This window comes from Polynucleobacter sp. AP-Jannik-300A-C4, from assembly GCF_018688335.1.
Lineage (GTDB): Bacteria > Pseudomonadota > Gammaproteobacteria > Burkholderiales > Burkholderiaceae > Polynucleobacter.
Window position 1 is genome coordinate 1,409,340 of sequence record NZ_CP061316.1, and the last position, 19,451, is coordinate 1,428,790.

21 protein-coding genes are annotated in these 19,451 nt (G+C 46.8%); 13 read left to right on the forward strand and 8 right to left on the reverse strand.

What is annotated here, in order from left to right; translation table 11 throughout:
- Positions 1-39 precede the first annotated feature (39 nt).
- The 4 genes from FD975_RS07415 to FD975_RS07430 all read right to left on the reverse strand — a co-directional run bounded on the left by FD975_RS07415 (position 40) and on the right by FD975_RS07430 (position 2,987).
- On the reverse strand, positions 40-1,026 hold the full coding sequence (locus tag FD975_RS07415; RefSeq protein ID WP_215301508.1) for a beta-ketoacyl-ACP synthase III: 987 nt from the start codon (positions 1,024-1,026) through the stop codon (positions 40-42).
- Between the two features lie 2 nt (positions 1,027-1,028).
- A complete protein-coding gene (gene plsX, locus FD975_RS07420) occupies positions 1,029-2,039 on the reverse strand; it encodes a phosphate acyltransferase PlsX (RefSeq protein ID WP_215301510.1) in 1,011 nt (336 codons plus the stop codon).
- 84 nt (positions 2,040-2,123) lie between these two features.
- Positions 2,124-2,303 (reverse strand): 50S ribosomal protein L32, encoded by a 180-nt coding sequence (gene rpmF, locus FD975_RS07425; protein WP_011902241.1) that lies wholly within the window; start codon positions 2,301-2,303, stop codon positions 2,124-2,126.
- A 105-nt stretch (positions 2,304-2,408) separates the two neighbouring features.
- Entirely contained in the window at positions 2,409-2,987 is a 579-nt protein-coding gene (locus tag FD975_RS07430; protein ID WP_215301512.1) for a YceD family protein, read from the reverse strand.
- Between the two features lie 13 nt (positions 2,988-3,000).
- Between FD975_RS07430 and FD975_RS07435 the strand changes: the two genes are divergently transcribed.
- Together FD975_RS07435 and FD975_RS07440 are read left to right on the forward strand one after the other, a co-directional pair.
- Positions 3,001-3,624, forward strand: a complete 624-nt coding sequence (locus FD975_RS07435; RefSeq protein WP_371743373.1) for a Maf family nucleotide pyrophosphatase — start codon at positions 3,001-3,003, stop codon at positions 3,622-3,624.
- Positions 3,625-3,671: 47 nt separating this feature from the next.
- A complete protein-coding gene (locus FD975_RS07440) occupies positions 3,672-4,445 on the forward strand; it encodes an SAM-dependent methyltransferase (protein WP_215301514.1) in 774 nt (257 codons plus the stop codon).
- A 34-nt stretch (positions 4,446-4,479) separates the two neighbouring features.
- Here the strand turns inward: FD975_RS07440 and FD975_RS07445 are convergent, their stop codons facing one another.
- The 3 genes from FD975_RS07445 to FD975_RS07455 are packed head-to-tail and all read right to left on the reverse strand — an operon-like array spanning position 4,480 to position 7,160.
- Positions 4,480-5,439: a S49 family peptidase gene (locus tag FD975_RS07445; RefSeq protein ID WP_215301515.1), complete on the reverse strand. Its 960-nt coding sequence runs from the start codon at positions 5,437-5,439 to the stop codon at positions 4,480-4,482.
- Between the two features lie 4 nt (positions 5,440-5,443).
- Positions 5,444-6,148: an HAD-IIIA family hydrolase gene (locus tag FD975_RS07450; protein WP_215301517.1), complete on the reverse strand. Its 705-nt coding sequence runs from the start codon at positions 6,146-6,148 to the stop codon at positions 5,444-5,446.
- Positions 6,141-7,160: an RluA family pseudouridine synthase gene (locus FD975_RS07455; RefSeq protein ID WP_215301518.1), complete on the reverse strand. Its 1,020-nt coding sequence runs from the start codon at positions 7,158-7,160 to the stop codon at positions 6,141-6,143. Before FD975_RS07455 ends, FD975_RS07450 begins: the two co-directional genes overlap by 8 nt.
- A 171-nt stretch (positions 7,161-7,331) precedes the next feature.
- On the opposite strand from FD975_RS07455, the gene FD975_RS07460 reads away from it, so the two are divergent.
- The 6 genes from FD975_RS07460 (at position 7,332) to FD975_RS07485 (ending at position 13,705) form a co-directional block, all read left to right on the forward strand.
- A complete protein-coding gene (locus FD975_RS07460) occupies positions 7,332-7,571 on the forward strand; it encodes a hypothetical protein (RefSeq protein WP_215301520.1) in 240 nt (79 codons plus the stop codon).
- A 49-nt stretch (positions 7,572-7,620) separates the two neighbouring features.
- Positions 7,621-10,272, forward strand: coding sequence for an Rne/Rng family ribonuclease (locus FD975_RS07465; protein WP_215301522.1), 2,652 nt, complete (start codon positions 7,621-7,623; stop codon positions 10,270-10,272).
- An 82-nt stretch (positions 10,273-10,354) separates the two neighbouring features.
- Entirely contained in the window at positions 10,355-11,467 is a 1,113-nt protein-coding gene (gene moaA / locus FD975_RS07470; RefSeq protein ID WP_215301524.1) for a GTP 3',8-cyclase MoaA, read from the forward strand.
- Positions 11,467-12,081: a molybdenum cofactor guanylyltransferase MobA gene (gene mobA / locus FD975_RS07475; protein WP_215301525.1), complete on the forward strand. Its 615-nt coding sequence runs from the start codon at positions 11,467-11,469 to the stop codon at positions 12,079-12,081. The genes moaA and mobA overlap by 1 nt, the downstream gene beginning before the upstream one ends.
- Complete coding sequence (gene glp, locus FD975_RS07480) at positions 12,069-13,400, forward strand: gephyrin-like molybdotransferase Glp (protein ID WP_215301527.1); 1,332 nt, start codon at positions 12,069-12,071, stop codon at positions 13,398-13,400. The genes mobA and glp overlap by 13 nt, the downstream gene beginning before the upstream one ends.
- An 11-nt stretch (positions 13,401-13,411) precedes the next feature.
- Positions 13,412-13,705, forward strand: coding sequence for a hypothetical protein (locus tag FD975_RS07485; protein ID WP_215301529.1), 294 nt, complete (start codon positions 13,412-13,414; stop codon positions 13,703-13,705).
- 46 nt (positions 13,706-13,751) lie between these two features.
- Here FD975_RS07485 and FD975_RS07490 read toward each other — a convergent pair whose 3' ends face one another.
- The gene (locus FD975_RS07490) at positions 13,752-14,765 is read right to left on the reverse strand and encodes a D-glycerate dehydrogenase (RefSeq protein ID WP_215301530.1); all 1,014 of its coding nucleotides are present in this window, start codon (positions 14,763-14,765) and stop codon (positions 13,752-13,754) included.
- 119 nt (positions 14,766-14,884) lie between these two features.
- Here FD975_RS07490 and fdxA point away from each other — a divergent pair, with 119 nt between their 5' ends.
- The 5 genes from fdxA to FD975_RS07515 are packed head-to-tail and all read left to right on the forward strand — an operon-like array spanning position 14,885 to position 19,364.
- Positions 14,885-15,208, forward strand: a complete 324-nt coding sequence (gene fdxA / locus FD975_RS07495) for a ferredoxin FdxA (protein ID WP_215298290.1) — start codon at positions 14,885-14,887, stop codon at positions 15,206-15,208.
- Between the two features lies 1 nt (position 15,209).
- Entirely contained in the window at positions 15,210-16,253 is a 1,044-nt protein-coding gene (locus FD975_RS07500; protein ID WP_215301532.1) for an NAD(P)/FAD-dependent oxidoreductase, read from the forward strand.
- Between the two features lie 38 nt (positions 16,254-16,291).
- A complete protein-coding gene (locus tag FD975_RS07505; RefSeq protein ID WP_215301534.1) occupies positions 16,292-17,086 on the forward strand; it encodes a thymidylate synthase in 795 nt (264 codons plus the stop codon).
- Positions 17,087-17,100: 14 nt separating this feature from the next.
- Positions 17,101-17,598: a dihydrofolate reductase gene (locus tag FD975_RS07510; RefSeq protein WP_215301536.1), complete on the forward strand. Its 498-nt coding sequence runs from the start codon at positions 17,101-17,103 to the stop codon at positions 17,596-17,598.
- A 59-nt stretch (positions 17,599-17,657) separates the two neighbouring features.
- A complete protein-coding gene (locus FD975_RS07515; RefSeq protein WP_215301537.1) occupies positions 17,658-19,364 on the forward strand; it encodes an amidohydrolase in 1,707 nt (568 codons plus the stop codon).
- The last annotated feature ends 87 nt before the right edge of the window (positions 19,365-19,451 follow it).

Sequence of the window (19,451 nt, forward strand, 5' to 3'; positions counted from 1 at the left end):
TTAGCGCTTTGCTTTGATATTTTGCTTTAGCGCTTCGCTTTAGTATTTAATGACTGCGGCACCCCAAGCAAAGCCGCCGCCCACACCCTCCAGTAGAAGGTGTTGACCACGTTGAATTTGACCAGAGCGAACTCCAACATCCAATGCAAGCGGTATGGATGCAGCGGAGGTATTACCGTGCTCATGGACTGTCACAATGACATTGTCCATCGACATACCCATCTTGCGAGCCGTGCTCTCCATGATGCGAATATTGGCTTGGTGTGGCACCAACCAATCAACTTGTTCTGGCTTGAGATTGGCTTTTTCTAGCGCCTCATGCGCAACTTGCTCAAGCACCTTAACCGCCAGCTTAAATACCGCAGGACCATCCATAGTTAAGTAAGCGGAACCATCTACACCACCCTGCTTAGCACGCCCTGGTACGCACAGGATATCGCGCTGACTACCATCAGCATGTAAGGCTGTTGCCAAAATACCTGGTTCTTTTGAAGCTTCGAGAATCACTGCCCCAGCACCATCACCAAACAACACAGAAGTGGTGCGATCTTGAAAATCCAAAATACGGGAGAATGTTTCTGCGCCAAGAACCAATACTTTTTTGTAAGTCCCTGTACGAATAAATGCATCTGCAATCGCGAGGGCATAAGTAAAGCCAGCGCATACTGCCTGGACATCAAATGCCGCACAATTAGTATGGGCGCCCAACTTATCTTGCACTACGCAAGCGGTACTGGGGAAGCCACCTAAATGATCCGGCGTAGATGTCGCCAAAATAATTAAATCAAGATCTTCTGAGGTACAGCCAGCAGTCTCTAATGCTGCTTGAGCAGCTTTGACCGCTAAGTCACTGGTCAGTTGATTGTCTGCAGCAAAGTGACGCGCAGAAATTCCGCTACGAGTCACAATCCATTCGTCACTGGTCTCGAGACCAATCTTAGCTAAACGCTCAACGAGATCCTGATTAGTTAATCGCTGCTCTGGCAGATAACTTCCAGTTCCCGCTATCCGTGAAAAAGTACTCATGATTATTTTGTCTCCGCCACAAAAGCTTGAGCGATGCGCTCCACCATGCGATTCTTTGCCGCTTCATAAGCACGATCAAGCGCAAAACCAAATGCAAAACGATCTGCGGAGCCGTGACTCTTAATCACGCAACCGCGCAAACCTAAGAGTACCGCACCGTTGTAGCGACGATGATCTACACGCTTGCGTACACGCAAGAGCGGTACCATGGCGCAGATCGCCATTAACTTCGTAAGCCATGATCGATTAAATTCTTGTTTGATTAAACCACTCATCATCTTCGCCAAGCCTTCGCTTGCCTTGAGGACCACATTCCCAACAAAACCGTCGCACACCACAATATCCGTAGTGCCTTTAAAAATATCATTACCTTCTACGTTGCCATAAAAGTTTAAGTTAGTTTGGCGTAGCAACTCACTCGTCTGCTTCACCACTTCATTCCCTTTAATCACTTCTTCTCCAATATTGAGAAGGCCGATTGAAGGGTTTTGCGTGCCATCAACTACCTGAACCATAACGTTAGCCATTTGCGCAAACTGCACCAAATGCATGGGCTCGCAATCTGCATTAGCACCTAAATCCAGCATAGTGGTGCCGCGCCCTTTTTCGTTGGGGATCGCCGTAGCAATCGCAGGACGATCAACACCATCTAAAGTTTTGAGAATGTAACGAGAGATAGCCATTAAGGCTCCCGTATTGCCAGAAGAGATGATCGCGTCAGCTAGACCCTCTTTAACTTGCTCGATCGCTACGCGCATCGAAGAATCTTTTTTACGACGTAGTGCCACCTCAATGGGATCATCCATCAAGACAACCTCACTGGCGGAAATAATTTGAATGCGCTCCATTGGCGCTTTTGGAAATTGGCTCAAGGCTTGCTTGAGCGCTTCCGGATTACCAACTAAGGCAATCTTCACATCAGCATGTTTTTCGAGAAAATCACAGCAGGCAGGGACCGTAACAACTACCCCGTGATCGCCGCCCATGGCATCGATAGCAAGAGTGACACTCATAAAATCAGGTATTGCTGCAAGTGGTTTTATCCAAGAAAAAAGCGGCTTTTATGTGAGCCGCTTCTATCTTTTTAGACTAAAAAATTAGTCGTTTTTGGTTTTAACAACTTTACGGCCACGGTAGTAGCCGTTTGGTGAGATGTGGTGGCGCAAATGAGCCTCACCAGTTGTGGCTTCAACAGCCGTAGCAGGTGCGGTCAAAAAGTCGTGCGCACGGTGCATGCCACGTTTGGATGGGGATTTTTTATTCTGTTGGACGGCCATATTGAACTCCTAAGCAAGGCGACATTCTAGCATGTAAATTGAGCTAAATGCTTGATTAATTGATAAAACGTGTTTGAAATGTAAGCCCTGAAATATCGGGGCAAATCAATTTTTCTTCATATTTTTCAATATGTTAAAGGGATTCTGCGGCTTTTCAGAAGCATCATCAACGTCGGCGCCCACTCCAAATGAGGAGGCATGCGGCTGACAGGCGCCCGCTGGGTGCTTTGGAATTAAAGGAAGCGAGAGGAGGATTTCATCCTCAATTAAGCCCAAAAGGTCAAAGTGCTGGCTAGCTACCAATGGCTCCTGTTGATCATCTTCTATCGGAAAGGTATCCGCTTCCTCCTCGGTGGTCACCAGAACAAATCGACTATCTTGAGCCAAATCGAGGCCACAATCCTGCAAACAGCTCTGACAGACCAGATGAATACGGCCTTTTATGACCAATTCCAGAATTTGCTGGGGTTCAGAGCCTGGAGAATGAGCAAAATGGGTCTTTACCTGCCAATGAAAGCCATCCCCAGGCTCAATACTAGAGGCCTCCTCAGCCACCCTGGGTAATACTGAAATTTCTAGAAACCCTGCGCCTTGATAGGACTGAGGGGCGCAAAAATCGATCCGGCTTAGAGCCTTGGGATCGGTTGATAGCTCAACTTGAGGTAAAACTTGATTACGATTCATGACATCAGTCTAAATGAAGGCTTTAGCGAAAGTACAAGTAGTGATGAGTAATTCTGCAAAAAAACTAATTCTGGCATCCACCTCGGTCTATCGTCGCGAGCTGTTAGACCGCCTTCGGATCCCCTTTGATGTGATCTCGCCCAAGGTGGATGAAACCCCACTCCCCGGTGAAAGCACCGTGGATTTAGCTTTACGCTTAGCTAAGGCTAAAGCTGCCGCAGTGGCTAAAGATCACCCTGAGGCTTGGGTCATTGGCTCCGATCAGGTAGCCGACCTCTGTGGCGCGGCAATTGGTAAACCAGGAAACTTTGAACGTGCCATGGCACAACTCCAACTGATGCGTGGTGCAACGGTGACTTTTCAAACGGCACTATGTCTGATGCATGGCGATGTCGAAACAACGCTCAATATTCCTACGCAAGTGACCTTTCGCAAACTGGGTGATGATGTTCTTGAGGCCTACCTTCATGCCGAAGAGCCCTACGACTGCGCTGGTAGCGCCAAGTCCGAAGGCTTGGGAATCTCACTCCTAGAATCCATCAAGAGCGAAGATCCCACTGCATTAATTGGCTTGCCCTTGATAGCACTAAGCGGCCTCTTGCGTGATGCCGGTTTTGTCATCCCAGCAAAAAAATAAACAAGCTTAATTAAAAAGTAATTTAGCAAAGAGAAAAGAATTAAATAATGAGTTCAACACTAGGCACCCTCTTTTTAGTTCCCAATACTTTGGGGGATGATTCTCGCGCTGAACAATTACCGTGGGTGCTACCAACTGAAACTATTGCTCAAGCTGCCAAGCTCACTCACTGGATTGTTGAGGATGCCAAAACTGCGCGGGCTTTTTTAAAAGCAGTGGATGGCGTTGCACCTTTAGCTTGCACCATTCAAGAAATGCAAATGAGTGAATGGCGTGGCGTGGCGCGTAATGCCAAATATGGTGATGCAGTCAAACCAATCGATTTACTTAAGCCACTGATTGCCGGTAAAGACATGGGCCTCATGTCAGAGGCTGGCGTTCCGGGGGTTGCAGACCCAGGTGCAGAGCTTGTGCTGGCAGCACATAAGTTAGGCGCCAAAGTAAAACCCTTAGTTGGTCCAAGTTCAATTTTGTTGGGTCTCATGGCTAGCGGTTTAAATGGTCAGCGCTTTGCATTTCAAGGCTATGTTCCACATGATGTGCAAGACCGCATTACACGACTCAAGCAACTAGAAGTGGAGTCAAGAAAATTGCAGCAGACACAAATCTGGATTGAGACGCCTTATCGCAATACAGCGATGCTCATGGCTTGTCTTAATACACTCTCACCACAATCGATGCTTTGTATGGGAATGGATCTCAGTTTGCCGAACGAGATGATCACCACGCTCTCGATTGCAGACTGGCGTAAGCGCTTCCCAAATGAAGCTGCCTGTTCCTCACTACAAAATAGGCCAGCAATATTTCTATTGCTGGCCTAGGCATTGATTTTGCTACCTGGTTGATCTATCGTTTTTACTTTAAATCAGGCGTCTTAATTAAAGCCTTACCTGCTGCAGCGCCAACCTCAGCACCAAAACGTTTAGCAACGCGCTCTGCGAAATTCTCTTTCATGGTGTAGTCGAGAATATCTGGTGCTTTAAAAATATCGCGCGCTACAGTCTCCACCGTGCCATAGCCATCAACCAAACCAATTTTGATTGCTTGCTCGCCATTCCAAACTCGACCCGAGAACATTTCCGGAGTTTCTTTTAGACGATCACCACGACCCGCTTTGACTACCGCAATAAATTGCTGATGAATCTCATCGATCATGGTTTTAATCATCTCCACTTGCTGTGGGTTTTCTTTAGAGAACGGATCCATCATTCCCTTATTCGAGCCAGCAGTAATCATGCGACGAGTGACACCCAACTTATCCATCAGACCAGTAAATCCAAAGCCTTCCATGATCACGCCGATAGAGCCAACCAAACTCGCCTTATCAACCAGAATTTGATCTCCCGCAACAGCCACGTAGTAACCACCTGATGCGCAGATATCTTCCACGACGACATACAGCGGTTTAGCTGGATAGAGCTTACGTAAGCGCTGAATCTCATCATTCATCATGCCGGCCTGAACTGGAGAACCACCAGGACTATTAATACGCAAAACAACACCTACGCTACTCTCATTTTCAAATGCAGAAGTGAGTGATGAGTTGATGTCTAAAGCATTAGCCAGCGAGCTTGAGGAAATCTCTCCTTCTATCGTTACTAAAGCGGTGTGCTTCTCTGTTCCCATGCCGCGACCAGGTAAATTGAAATCAAACACCGCCAGCACTACGCCAATAAAGATGAAGAGAGTAAGAATGCGAAAGACTGCTCTCCAGCGACGCGCCTTACGAGTCTCTTTTAAATTCTCTAGCAATAAATGCTCTAGGGCTTGACGCTCCCAATTTTGATTCACATTCTCGGATTGATTTTGATCCATCTTTTTAATCCTTCTTTACTAACTCGTTTTTAATAGTGAGATTGTCGCTAAGCCATTGACTTAGCTGTGAGACATCATCCACATGAATTAATGATGGCGCTTCTTTTAGAGTGCTCGGAGGGTGTGCGCCATAAGTTACCGCTACCGCATCAACCCCTGCATTAGCCGCCATATCTAAATCATGGGTGGTGTCACCAATCATTAACATCCGACGCATCGGCACTTGCATGACGTCAGAAAGCTCCAAGAGCATTCCGGGATGGGGTTTAGAAAAGGATTCATCTGCAGTGCGTGTCTCATGGAACATCTGCTCAAGCTGGTGATGCTGTAGAGATCGATCTAATCCCACACGAGATTTACCTGTGGCAACGCCCAATAAGTAACCATCCTCGCGCAAGCGATGTAGTAGCTCACGAATACCTGGGAATAAATCCAACTCGTGATCTTTAGCGAGGTAGTGATACCGAAAACGTTCAGTCAGCTTGGGAAAGTGCGCCGGTTCAATCCATGGCACCGCCCTTCTCAGTGAATCCTGAATACCCAAACCAATGACTGAACTGGCCAGAGTGTCATCTGGCTCTTTGAAACCTAAGTCACGGCAAGCTTGCTGAATACAGTTCACGATCGTCGGCGTGGAGTCCATGATGGTTCCATCCCAATCCCAGACAATCAGGTCGTAACGTCTATCGCGTTTTTGCTCTTCAAGCATTTTGGGGTACTTCAAAGTTTTTCATCATGGCAGTAAATTCAGCAGGTAATGGTGATTCGATACGCATTTTCTCGCCAGTACGGGGATGGGTAAAGCCAGCTAAGTGAGCATGCAAATACAAGCGTTTGGATTTCACAATCTTGTCTTGGTCTTCAAAGCCGTACTTATCATCACCCAAAATGGAATGACCTAATTTCTGGAGGTGTACGCGGATTTGGTGAGTACGCCCGGTTTTTAACTGAGCCTCTGCCAAGGTAATAGCATCCTCTCCCCGCTTCATTACTTTGGTAACACGCAAAGCGGTATGACTTGGTAGCCCATCTGGATCAACGCGCACTCGGCGCTCGCCATTGGCCAGCAGGTATTTATGTAATGCAAATTTCAGTTGCATGGTGCCTGCACCTTGAGCAATCTCGCCATGGGCTAGCAAGTAGTAACGCTTGTCTGTTTGACCTTCGCGAATCTGGCGATGCAGTTCCACCAAGGCACTGCGCTTTTTAGCCAAGAGTAGGACGCCGGAGGTATCTCGATCCAAACGGTGTACCAATTCCAAAAATTTGAGCTCAGGCCGTGTAATACGTAAGGTCTCTATCACGCCCAGGGCAATGCCTGAACCACCATGAACCGCCAAACCTGCTGGTTTGTTTACTATTAATAAAGCTTCATCCTCAAACAAAATCGGCATTTTGTCGGAATAGCCCTGTGCCCGATTCTTAGTTTGGGCGGTATTGACTGCCGCCATTTGAGCAGGTTCGGCTATCCGAACCGGAGGAACTCTGACTATATCCCCCTCTACCAATCGCGTAGTCGGCTCAGCCCTTTTCTTATTCACCCGAACCTCGCCAGAGCGAATAATTCGATAAACGTGGCTTTTAGGAACCCCTTTTGCCCAACGCAAGAGGTAATTATCCAAACGCTGACCAGCCTCTTCTGGACCAATGGTCTGAAGATGAACGGCGGCCGGAGCACTGGTTTTTACCTGCAAAGGCTTGGAAATGGGTTTGGATTTCATGATTTATCTCTCTTGCCACCCCGACGGGGGTCGACAAGGGACTTAACAATACCCCATTGTCCTTCAACTTGTGCCGTATAATCAACGCTCTAGCCAATTTATTGGCCCGAGACAAGCCTGATTCAGGCGTGAATCGTGGAGCTTGGAGTCGCCCTTAATAGACTCCCGGGGTTGCCCCTCCCCCGTTGTAATGAGGCGCAGGGTTGGTGTGCCGTATGCCGCGACCCGCGATTAGAAGACAGTTTTCAGGCGCGCGCCTGCATTGATGACCTAAAGGAGGTCTCTGCGGCGATCGTCAAGTGTGGCACCGGTTTAACAACATTGAACTTGGTGTACCAGGCAGTAAATGCTTGGATTGGCTTGATCCACACTCCAAAGCCGCGAATGGGCTATGCCCCAAGCGGTATCTAACCTGTCCCTAGCGCAGCGCGCAACGATGCACTCCCAATAGGAGAGTGTTATGAAACGCATGTTATTTAATGCAACTCAACAAGAAGAGTTGCGAGTTGCCATCGTCGATGGTCAAAAACTCATCGATATTGATATCGAAGCTGCCGGTCGTGAACAACGCAAAGGCAATATTTACAAAGGTGTTATTACCCGCATTGAGCCTTCGCTCGAGGCTTGCTTTGTAAATTACGGCGAAGAACGCCATGGCTTCCTGCCATTTAAAGAAGTTGCCCGCACCTACTTTAAAGAGGGTATTGATGTCCGTAATGCCTCTATTAAGGATGCATTGCGTGAAGGCCAAGAAATCATTGTCCAGGTGGAAAAAGAAGAGCGTGGCCAAAAAGGTGCCGCACTCACTTCTTTTGTCTCACTAGCAGGCCGCTATTTGGTATTAATGCCAAATAACCCACGTGGAGGCGGTGTTTCTCGTCGCATCGAAGGCGAAGATCGTCAAGAACTCCGTGAAGCAATGTCCCAATTACAAGTACCAGATGGTATGAGCATCATTGCTCGTACAGCCGGTATTGGCCGTGACGCCACTGAATTGCAGTGGGATTTAAGCTATCTCATGCAGTTGTGGACCGCGATTGATGAAGCCGCTAAAGGCAATTCAGCGCCGCTATTGATTTACCTCGAATCCAGCTTAGTGATTCGTGCGATTCGTGATTACTTCCAACCAGATATTGGTGAGATTCTCATCGATACGGATGACATCTACGAGCAAGCTGCAGCCTTTATGTCTGTAGTAATGCCGGATAACTTGCCTAGAGTGAAGCGTTACCAAGACGATGTTCCATTGTTCTCCCGCTTCCAAATCGAGCATCAGATTGAAACTGCGTACTCACGTACCGTGCCATTACCATCCGGTGGCGCAATCGTGATTGACCATACTGAAGCTTTAGTTTCAGTAGACGTCAACTCTGCACGTGCAACCCGCGGCTCTGATATTGAAGAGACTGCAACCCGCACCAACTTAGAAGCTGCCGATGAAATCGCTCGTCAAGCACGTTTACGTGACTTGGGTGGCTTGATCGTGATCGACTTCATTGATATGGAATCGAGCAAGGCACAAAAGGATGTTGAGAATCGTTTGCGCGATGCTCTGCGCCATGACCGCGCTCGTGTCCAGATGGGTAAGATTTCCAAGTTTGGTTTGATGGAAATGTCACGCCAGCGTTTACGCCCTGCTCTGTCTGAGGGCAGCCATGTAACTTGCCCACGTTGTAACGGTACAGGCCATATCCGCGATACCGAATCATCTGCATTGCAAGTCTTGCGCATCATCCAAGAAGAGGCAATGAAAGAAAACACTGCTGCTATTCATTCACAAGTTCCAGTCGAAGTGGCTGCATTCTTGCTCAATGAGAAGCGCGCTGAAGTCATCAAGATTGAGACACGCTTCAAAGTCAATGTCTTAATGATTCCAAACAAGCATTTAGAAACTCCACATTACAAGCTTGAGCGTTTACGCCATGACGATCCGCGTCTTGACGATCAGAAGGCTAGCTATGTGATGGCTGAAGAAGCTGCTGCTGAACTCGAAACAGATACTGCAGTAAGTCGCAAAGATGCAGATGTCAAAGTTCGCCCAGAAGCTGCTGTTAAAGGTATTACGCCAAATGCACCAGCACCTGTAAGCCAGCCACGTCCTGCGCGCACTGAAAAAGCTAGCACTGAAACTGCTAGCTCCGGTGGATTCTTTGGATTTATTAAGAGCCTATTCTCTTCAACGCCTGCGCCAGAAGTGAAGCCTGCTCCAAGCGCACCCCGTGGTCGCAATCAAAACAATCGCAACGGCAATAACCGCAACCGTGGTCGTCGTGGCGAACGTAGTGATCGCGGTGAGCGCCCAGTTGAAGGTGCAGCAAGCGCCGAAGGTACAAATGCTCCACGCGAAGCGGGTTCAAGTAGAGGTCGTCAAGATGGTCGCAACCGCAATGGCAATAACGGCAATCGCAATCAAAATCCAAGACCAGAAAATCCAGCTGCGGTAACTCCAGCTACTGAGGCTGCTCCAGGTACTGATACAGCACCAAGTGCGGATGGTGAAGAGCGTCGTGGTCGTGGTCGCAACCGTCGTGGTCGTGGTCGTGGTCAACGTGGTGAGCGCACCGAGTCTACTGGTGATGCAGCGATTGCTTCTGTTGTTGCAGTAGCCACTTCATTCTCAGGTCCTCCAGTTGGAATGGCTGGGGCATCTGCTTCCATGCCGATTCAGAATATCGCTCAAAGCTTTGGAAACAGTGTTGCGCCAGCAGCTTCGAATGATGTGAAAGAGCGTGCACCTCGCGCGCCTAGAGAGCCAAGAGAGCAGCGTGCACCGCGTCAAAGCAATCGCCCTGATAACACTGCAACAGCCCCTACCGCACAGGCAGTGGTCACATCAGTAACAGCAGCTGCAATTGAAGTCATTGCTAAGCCAGTACCTGAGCTTCCTAAGGTTGCCTTCCAAGCACTCGAAGAGACTCCATTGCATAGCGTGGTTCAGTCTGCTGGTATGGTCTGGGTGGCCACAGACTCTAGCAAGCATCAAGAAGCACAATCACAAATCAAAGCTGAGCCAGAAGTTTTGCCTATGGGTAGAACTCCAAAGGCTCCTGTTAACTTGCAAACTGGTCCAATGGTTTTAGTTGAAACCGGCGGCCAAGAAAAAACGGTTTAATCCAATTTCTCCAGACTGCTATTTATCCCACAAGGATATTTGGCAGTTTGGCAGAAACACCGTTTCACAGCCATAATGAGACATGGTTGAAAAAGTCATTCCCATACGTGTAGATGAAGGCAAAGGCCTTACGCCGTCCATTCCTGGGCAGCTTGTTGCCGCCAATACTTCAAGCAAAGATACTCGCGGGCGCCCTCTTCGTGATTTACGAATCTCCGTAACTGATCGATGTAATTTCCGCTGCACCTATTGCATGCCTAAGGAAATCTTCGACAAAGACTATCCATATCTCTCTCATAGTGATTTACTGAGTTTTGAAGAGATCACTCGCTTAACAACTATCTTTGCTTCTCTGGGTGTAGAAAAAATTCGCCTCACTGGTGGCGAGCCTTTGCTGCGTAAAAATCTCGAAGTACTTGTTGAAATGCTCGCCAAGATTCGCACTACGACAAATCAAGCACTTGATCTAACACTCACTACCAATGGCAGCATATTACGCAAGAAGGCTGCCGCATTGAAAGCAGCAGGCTTGCAGCGCTTGACGATTAGTCTTGATGGATTGAATGACGACATCTTCAAAAAAATGAATGATGTCGACTTTCCGGTCACAGATGTACTTGATGGAATTGCTGCAGCTCAAGAAGCAGGCTTCACTAATCTCAAAGTCAATATGGTTGTGAAGAAGGGTACAAACGATCAAGAGATTATTGGCATGGCCAAGCACTTCAAAGGCAGTGGTGTGACGCTACGCTTTATTGAATTCATGGACGTAGGTAGCTCTAACGGCTGGGATATGTCACAAGTGCTTCCCTCTCAAGAAGTTGCCAATCGTATCAACGCAATCTTTCCGATTGAACCTATTGAGGCTAATTATCCTGGTGAAGTAGCTCAGCGCTGGCGTTATCTAGATGGCTCTGGTGAGATTGGCTTTATTTCCAGTGTCACACAAACTTTCTGCCATGAATGCACGCGAGCTCGCATTTCTACCGATGGTCAACTCTATCTTTGCTTATTTGCAAATGAAGGTTTTGACTTCAAAACGCTCTTGCGTTCTGGTAGAAGCGATTTAGAAATTGCCAACGCCATCATGTCTACATGGTCTGGGCGCAATGATCACTACTCCGAAATTCGGGGATCCAATACCGCTGAATTGAAATCTGCTCGCAAGGTAGAAATGTCTTACATCGGCGGCTAATGATTACCTCTGAACACATTACTGGACTCATTTTGGCGGGAGGTCGCGCCCAAAGAATGGGTGGCATCGATAAGGGTTTAATTCCCTTTCATGGCAAGCCTCTAATTGAATCTGCCATTAGTCGACTCAAACCTCAAGTTAGCACCATTCTGATTAATGCCAACCGCAGCATTACCAAGTATGCACACTATAGTTACCCGGTATTCATGGATGAAACCCCTGACTTCTCCGGCCCCTTAGCTGGTTTTTCAGTGGGTCTCAAGCACTGCAAAACACCTTACCTACTTACATCACCCTGCGACTCCCCTTTATTGCCGGACGATCTTGCCCAAAAAATGGCAGACGAACTGGAGAGCAATAATTTAGAGCTCGTCTTTGCTTCTTCAAAGGAAGACGATGGCAAGATTTGGTCTCAGCCTGTCTTCTGCTTAATGAAAAGTAGTTTGAAAGACTCTTTAGATTCCTTTTTAAGTAAAGGCGATTTAAAAATTGATCGCTGGTTTAAAGAGTTGCAATCTGGCACGGTGGTTTTTGAAAATCCACAAGCGTTTGCCAATGTGAACACACCAGAAGAGTTAGCAGTTTTAGAAAAAATATCTTCATGTCAAACTTAAAGCACATACCCCCAAGCGATCCGATTTATATCAGTGGCTCACTACATGTAGACCAAGCTCGCATAGCGATCTCCGATTTAGTAAAAGACTTAATCGCAGAATCGCATGAAGGCGCTGAGTCTGGCGCCATTGAATGCATCACATTAGATCAAGCAATCAATCGCATCCTGGCGAAAGATTTACTTTCACCGATTGATGTTCCAGTTGCAGATAACTCAGCAATGGATGGCTTTGCATTTCATGGGGATTGCTTAGGTCAAAGCGAAGACCTTATTAGCCTCAAAGTGATCGGTACTGCCTTTGCTGGCAAGCCCTATGAGGACAGTATCGCTCCAGGTGAATGCATCAAGATCATGACAGGCGCCTTAATGCCAGGCGACTGCGATACCGTGATTCCCCAGGAGTTTATAGAACCCCACAGTCCTATTGATGACTCGATCGTGTCATTCAAAGCCAATCGAGTGAAGCGTGGTGAAAACCGACGCTTACGTGGAGAAGACTTACAACAAGGCAAGCCAGCAATTACTGCAGGGCGTTTATTGCGCCCCTCTGATCTCGGTCTTGCTGCCTCTCTTGGCATCTCCGAACTTGCAGTTCATAGAAAGTTAAGAGTAGCCATACTCTCTTCAGGCGATGAATTACGTCCATTGGGGCATGCTTTAGAGGCTGGCAATATTTACGACAGCAATCGTTATAGCTTGATCGGACTCCTCAAGCGTCTTGACTTAGAAATCATCGATTGCGGAATTGTGCGCGATGATCCTGCCTCACTAAAAGCCGCCTTCATAGATGCCGCCTCAAAAGCAGATGTCCTCATCTCTTCTGGCGGGGTCTCAGCTGGGGAAGCAGATTTCACCAAGCAGATCATGCAAGAACTCGGTGATGTAGGTTTTTGGAAAATCGCTATGCGTCCAGGCCGCCCTATGGCTTTTGGGATGCTGAGGCCAGTGGATGGATCTAGCCGTAAAACCCTCTTCTTTGGTTTACCCGGAAATCCAGTAGCAGTGATGGTGACTTTCTACCAATTTGTCCGTTCCGCTTTATTGCAACTCAATGGCGCAAGCCAGACTGAGCCGCCAATCATGCAGGCGATTGCCGAAGCGCCCATTCGTAAGCGCCCGGGCCGAACAGAGTTTCAACGCGCCATTGTGGTGCGTGGCCCAGACGGAAAGCCTACAGTCACACTAACTGGTAGCCAAGGCGCTGGAATTTTGCGATCCATGAGTGAGGCAAATTGCTTTGTGATTCTGTCTCACGAGCAGGGAAATGTGGCTGCTGGTGACTGGGTAGATGTGGCGCTTTTCGATGGACTGCTTTAAGATTGCACCTCATGAAACTCACCAAAAAAGAAATTGTCTTCCTAGACCCAATGCATACCGCCAAAACTCTGGTTTTGGTTTACCTCTGCTTCTCTGTTCCAATTGTGCTGTTAGCCTTATTTGTGGCATTCATTCGTGATGGTGCGATACCTGGATTTACAGTGCTATCAGCACTGATACTCAATGCCTTACTTGGCTTTGCCCTGCTATGGATTGCCTGCAAGGTCTACAACTGGGTGGCAGGAAAATTTGGTGGTATCGAACTAGCTCTTCGTGAGCTTCCAGAAGAAATTGAAGCCGACTAATTTCTTAGTCGACTTCAATTTTTCAGCTTATTTGATTGTCTCTTACTTAAGCACTCAATACTTCAGTATTAATTAAGCTTGGTGGTTTTTTTCCATCAAGTGCTGCTCGTAAATTTTGCACTGCGAGATCAACCATCGCTCTACGTGTTTTTTCTGTAGCGCTAGCAATGTGTGGGGCTAACACAATATTGCTGCACTTGAGTAACTCCGGATGCACTTGAGGCTCACCTTCAAAAACATCTAAGCCTGCCGCAAATATTTTTCCACTTTGTAACGCTTGCGCTAAAGCTGCATCATCCACAATACCGCCGCGAGCAATATTAACCAGGGTTGCAGATGGTTTCATCATGGCGATTTCTGCAGCGCCAATCGTGTGATGATTTTGAGCGGTAAACGGAAGAACTAGTACAACATGGTCAGCAGTACGGAGCAATTCTTCTTTCGACACATAAGTAGCGCCGCAGGCTTTTTCATCAGCTTCAGATAAAGGCTTGCGATTGTGATAAATCACCTTCATCCCAAAACCCAAGGCACGCTTAGCAATACCTTGACCAATACGGCCCATACCGATAATTCCAAGAGTGCTGTGATGCAAATCCATTCCTAATGGGTTAGTCACAATCGACCATTGCCCCCACTTACCAGCTCGCACCCAATGTTCCGATTCCGTAATCCGCCTTGCAGTTGCCATCAACAAAGCAAAGCCAAAATCAGCCGTTGTATCCGTAAGAACATCAGGGGTATTAGTGGCCATGACACCAGCAGCAGTAATCGCTGGGACATCAAAATTGTTATACCCGACAGAAATATTGGCGACCACCTTCAAATTTTTAGCATCTGAAAGGGCGGAGGCATCAATCCGCTCACTACCTGTTACCAAAGCCCCCTCAACCTCTGAAAGCGCTTTTTTTAGCTCCTCAGGGGTCATTACTTTATCGATCTGGTTAGAGATAACCTCATAGGACTCCTCCAATTTGGCTAGCGCCTCAGGAAATATCGCCCTAGCGACCAAAATCTTGGGTTTGGAGGAAGTTGTGGAGTGATTTGCTGGAGTGTTCATAGCGTAACTTTACCTCATCTAAATTGCGGATTCTGCCTGAAAGATGGGATGATTCAGCTAAAATTATGTTTTTATAACTTGGCAGTCCATTGGTATGGACTCCTTACAAGTAAACCATCATGACTTACGTTGTTACCGAAGCTTGTATCCGCTGCAAATACACTGATTGCGTTGATGTCTGCCCAGTCGATTGCTTTCGTGAAGGCCCTAACTTTTTAGTAATCGATCCTGATGAGTGTATCGATTGCGCGGTGTGCGTACCTGAGTGCCCAGTCAATGCAATTTATGCAGAAGATGATGTGCCAGGAGATCAACAGGCGTTCATCAAGCTCAATGCTGAATTGTCACCTGCTTGGACATCAATTACCAAATCTAAAGCTGCACTGCCAGAGGCAGAAGAGTGGAAAGACGTTAAAAATAAACTTGACCAACTGGTAAAGTAAATTGCACTCCCCCATTGAAACCGATGCAGTCATTATTGGCGCCGGTCCGGTGGGGCTCTTCCAAGTCTTTGAGCTTGGACTTCTAGAAATTAAAGCGCATGTTATTGACTCCCTTCCTGAAGTAGGCGGTCAGTGTATTGAGCTCTATCCAGATAAACCAATCTATGACATTCCGGCAATTCCGGTTTGCACTGGTCGTGAACTGATTGGTAATCTACTCAAACAAATTGAGCCATTCAAGCCACAATTTCATTTAAATCAAGAGGTCTCCACCCTAGATAAGCAAGCTGATGGCCGCTTTCTGATTCGTACAAGCCAAGATCAGCAATTTTTAACTAAGGCTATTTTTATAGCTGCTGGTGTTGGCGCATTTCAACCGCGCACACTCAACTTGGATGGGATTGAGGCTTTTGTAGATAAACAAGTCTTCTATCGCGTCACAAATCCTGAACAATTTGCAGGCAAGCGCATGGTCATTTGTGGTGGCGGAGATTCCGCGCTAGATTGGGCCTTACATTTTGTTGATCATGCTGCAAGCGTCACACTTATTCATCGAAGAGATGAATTTAAAGCAGCACCTCAGTCAGTAGCGAAGATGCGCGCGCTTTGCGCCGCCGGCAAGCTGCAACTCATCATCGGGCAAATTACCGGTCTTGAAACCTCTCATGACAAGCTTACTGAAATTGCTATCACCAATATTGATGGTGAAATTCAAAAAATTGGCCTAGATGCACTCTTATTGTTTTATGGTCTCTCGCCTAAGTTGGGCCCTATTGCTGACTGGGGTCTCGATATCGATCGCAAGCAAATTGCTGTAGATACAGCCTGCTTTCAAACTAGCACCCCTGGCATTTACGCTGTTGGAGACATCAATATCTACCCCGGCAAGAAAAAATTGATTCTGTCTGGCTTTCATGAGGCGGCATTGGCTGCCTTTGCTGCAGCAGCCTATCTGGCTCCAGAAAAGCAGATTCAGCTTCAGTACACCACCACCTCCCCAAAGCTCCATAAAGCGCTTGGGGTAAGCCCACCGACATTCGAGTAAGCTCTTAATATCACTGAATCATTTAGCTGAATAAACCTATGCGTCAATATCACAACCTCATGAAGGAAGTCCTCGAAAAGGGCGTTCAAAAGTCCGATAGAACAGGGACTGGAACGATCTCTATCTTCGGCCACCAGATGCGATTTAATCTGGCTGAAGGCTTTCCGATGGTTACCACCAAGAAACTCCATCTCAAGTCCATCATTCTCGAATTACTCTGGTTTCTGAAGGGCAGCACTGACAACAACTGGCTCAAAGAGCGTGGTGTTTCTATCTGGAATGAATGGGCAGCTCCTGACGGTGACCTAGGCCCAATTTACGGCTACCAGTGGCGTTCATGGCCCGCGCCCAATGGTCAGCACATCGATCAGATTGCTGAAGTAGTTGAGACACTCAAAAAGAATCCAGACTCCCGTCGCATTATTGTTTCCGCATGGAACGTGGCGGATATTCCTCGTATGGCTTTAGCGCCTTGCCATGCCTTCTTTCAGTTCTATGTTGCTGATGGCAAGCTTTCTTGCCAGCTCTACCAGCGCAGTGCCGATATCTTCTTAGGCGTGCCTTTCAATATTGCTAGCTATGCCCTATTGACCCACATGATGGCGCAGCAGTGCAATCTAGAAGTGGGTGATTTTGTCTGGACTGGTGGCGACTGCCATCTCTATAGCAACCATTTAGAGCAAGTAGATCTTCAACTATCGAGAGACTTCTTTCCATTACCCAAGCTCAATATTTTGCGCAAGCCAGACTCTATTTTCGATTATGAATTCGAAGATTTTGAAATTGCTGGCTATGAGTCCCATCCCGCCATTAAAGCCCCAGTAGCTGTTTAAGAAATGAGAATCGCATGACTGTAGCTAAACACCCCGCTATCTCGATGATTGTTGCCCGCTCACGTAATCACGTGATTGGTCGTGACAACCAAATGCCTTGGAAGATTTCTGCTGATCTGCAGTTCTTTAAAAAAGTAACTATGGGTCATCCAGTCATCATGGGTCGCAAGACTTGGGAATCTATTGGTCGTCCACTTCCTGGACGTCGCAATATTGTGGTGAGTCGCAACACTGACTTACAGCTCACAGGCGCAGAAGTTGTCCACTCACTCGATGCAGCCCTCGCTACTTTGAATGAATTCCCACGCGTATTTGTGATTGGCGGGGAACAACTCTTCACCCAAGCATTCCCTCAAGCTGATCGTCTTTACATCACAGAAATCGATATGGATGTTGACGGCGGAGATACCTTCTTTAAGGTACCCGATCCAGAGCAATGGAAAGAGATTGAGCGCACCCCTGCATCTGAGGGGGAGATTACTTTTAATTTCATTACGCTTGAGCGTAAATAGAAAAAACACCCCATTAAAAGCTGTTTTTATTGAATTACCTTCAAAATCAAGGCTAGCAAATGCACCTCTTAAGCCGCATTACTTTTGCATCAATCTGTTTACTTTCCGCCAGCCAAATAGCCAATGCTGCCGGGAATGCCGACACCATTTTCTATGGTGGCGATATTGTCACAATGAATAGATCGCAGCCTGCAGCTGAGGCTGTAGCAGTTCAAAGTGGAAAAATTATGAAGGTCGGCTCCTTGTCTAGCCTCAAAGGCTTGCAAGGAAAAGATACCAAATTAATTAACTTAAATGGCCAAACATTAATGCCGGGCTTAGTTGAGCCCCATGTGCATATTATAGGAACGGCATTCTCAGAAGAGATTTTTCTAAACCTCTCTAATTTCACGATGCCGCATGACACTATAGATGGCTTAGTTGCAAAACTAACTGCGTATAGCAAAAACTTTAAAGATGGTGAGTGGGTCAATGCATTTGGAGTTGATCCATCCAGAACTGATCCTTTTATGTCTGAGCTAACGGCGGATATCTTAGATAGAGTTTCGACAACAAAACCTGTATTTGTATTAAATCAAAGCTTACATATTGCCTATGCTAATCACAAAGCATTGGAAATGGCTGGACTCAATGATTCAAGCCCCAACCCCAAGGGCGGGACGCTTTTAAAAGATGGTAAGGGACGCCTAACGGGTGTGGTCTATGAAGTTCCAGCTTTCGAATTATTTCTAAGCAAGATGCCCTTGCCTACTCAAGAAGTTATTGAGCAAGCTGTGGCTAAGGTTGGTCAAAGATTAGTTAGCAAGGGTGTTACCACTTCAGCAGAAATTACTGTTGGCGGTTATCTTGGAGTTGATAAAGAATATGCTCTATTCAACACCATGACGCGCAATGGTAAGTTGCCTGTCAGGGTTAGGGGTTATATGTACTCAAGCGCATACCCAACCTCGAATAAGAGCTATAAGCCAGGGCAAGGTGATGACACCTTTAAATTAATCGGCGTCAAAATTGTTGCTGATGGCTCTAATCAAGGCTTGACTGGTGCGATGATCAAACCATACGACTATCCAGCTGGCACTAGCAATACCGGTACCCTCAACTTTACAGAGCAAGAACTCTACGATCTTGCTAAACCAAGGTTTGATGAGGGCTGGCAAATCTCGGTGCACTCAAATGGCGACAAATCAATTGAACAGACTTTGAATGTTTTTTCCAAGTTAGTCAAAAAACCATCTGATGCTAAATCAAGATTAAGAATTGAGCATTTCACAGTACCAACTGAAGCGCAGATTGATAAAGCAGCAAAGCTTGGGGTTGTTCCTGGTTTTACCATTGGTCATACCGACTATTGGGGCGAGGCGTTTCATAATCATCTAATAGGGGCAGAAAGAGCTGATCGAATTGATCCTAGCGCAACTATGATTAAAAAAGGTATGCATTTTGCGTACCATAGCGATTCCCCAGTCTCACCGATTCACCCCCTCAAGTACGCTTCCGAAGGCGCATCTCGACTATGGCAAGTTGCACCACAAAAGGTATTAAATCCAAGCCAAAAGGTGTCTATTAATAATGCTTTAAAAGCCATCACAATTGATGCCGCATATCAACTAAAGATGGATGACAAGATTGGATCAGTTGAAGCGGGTAAATATGCTGACTTCGCTATTGTGAATCAGAATCCGATGAAAACGGACGCATACAAAATTAGAGATATTGAAGTCAATGAAACCTGGGTTAATGGAAAACAGGTATTTAAGAAGCAGTAAACATTTTTATATCTACCCTCATCAGAAAAGCCACCCCAAGGTGGCTTTTCTTTATCTGCAATTGATGTCCTACTCTTAGCATCGCAG

Coding starts and splice junctions, on each gene's coding strand:
- FD975_RS07415 (WP_215301508.1), bottom strand. CDS start 1,026: ATGAGTACTTTTTCACGGATAGCGGGAACTGGAAGTTATCTGCCAGAG.
- plsX (WP_215301510.1), bottom strand. CDS start 2,039: ATGAGTGTCACTCTTGCTATCGATGCCATGGGCGGCGATCACGGGGTA.
- rpmF (WP_011902241.1), bottom strand. CDS start 2,303: ATGGCCGTCCAACAGAATAAAAAATCCCCATCCAAACGTGGCATGCAC.
- FD975_RS07430 (WP_215301512.1), bottom strand. CDS start 2,987: ATGAATCGTAATCAAGTTTTACCTCAAGTTGAGCTATCAACCGATCCC.
- FD975_RS07435 (WP_371743373.1), top strand. CDS start 3,001: ATGAAGGCTTTAGCGAAAGTACAAGTAGTGATGAGTAATTCTGCAAAA.
- FD975_RS07440 (WP_215301514.1), top strand. CDS start 3,672: ATGAGTTCAACACTAGGCACCCTCTTTTTAGTTCCCAATACTTTGGGG.
- FD975_RS07445 (WP_215301515.1), bottom strand. CDS start 5,439: ATGGATCAAAATCAATCCGAGAATGTGAATCAAAATTGGGAGCGTCAA.
- FD975_RS07450 (WP_215301517.1), bottom strand. CDS start 6,148: ATGCTTGAAGAGCAAAAACGCGATAGACGTTACGACCTGATTGTCTGG.
- FD975_RS07455 (WP_215301518.1), bottom strand. CDS start 7,160: ATGAAATCCAAACCCATTTCCAAGCCTTTGCAGGTAAAAACCAGTGCT.
- FD975_RS07465 (WP_215301522.1), top strand. CDS start 7,621: ATGAAACGCATGTTATTTAATGCAACTCAACAAGAAGAGTTGCGAGTT.
- moaA (WP_215301524.1), top strand. CDS start 10,355: ATGGTTGAAAAAGTCATTCCCATACGTGTAGATGAAGGCAAAGGCCTT.
- mobA (WP_215301525.1), top strand. CDS start 11,467: ATGATTACCTCTGAACACATTACTGGACTCATTTTGGCGGGAGGTCGC.
- glp (WP_215301527.1), top strand. CDS start 12,069: ATGTCAAACTTAAAGCACATACCCCCAAGCGATCCGATTTATATCAGT.
- FD975_RS07485 (WP_215301529.1), top strand. CDS start 13,412: ATGAAACTCACCAAAAAAGAAATTGTCTTCCTAGACCCAATGCATACC.
- FD975_RS07490 (WP_215301530.1), bottom strand. CDS start 14,765: ATGAACACTCCAGCAAATCACTCCACAACTTCCTCCAAACCCAAGATT.
- fdxA (WP_215298290.1), top strand. CDS start 14,885: ATGACTTACGTTGTTACCGAAGCTTGTATCCGCTGCAAATACACTGAT.
- FD975_RS07505 (WP_215301534.1), top strand. CDS start 16,292: ATGCGTCAATATCACAACCTCATGAAGGAAGTCCTCGAAAAGGGCGTT.
- FD975_RS07510 (WP_215301536.1), top strand. CDS start 17,101: ATGACTGTAGCTAAACACCCCGCTATCTCGATGATTGTTGCCCGCTCA.
- FD975_RS07515 (WP_215301537.1), top strand. CDS start 17,658: ATGCACCTCTTAAGCCGCATTACTTTTGCATCAATCTGTTTACTTTCC.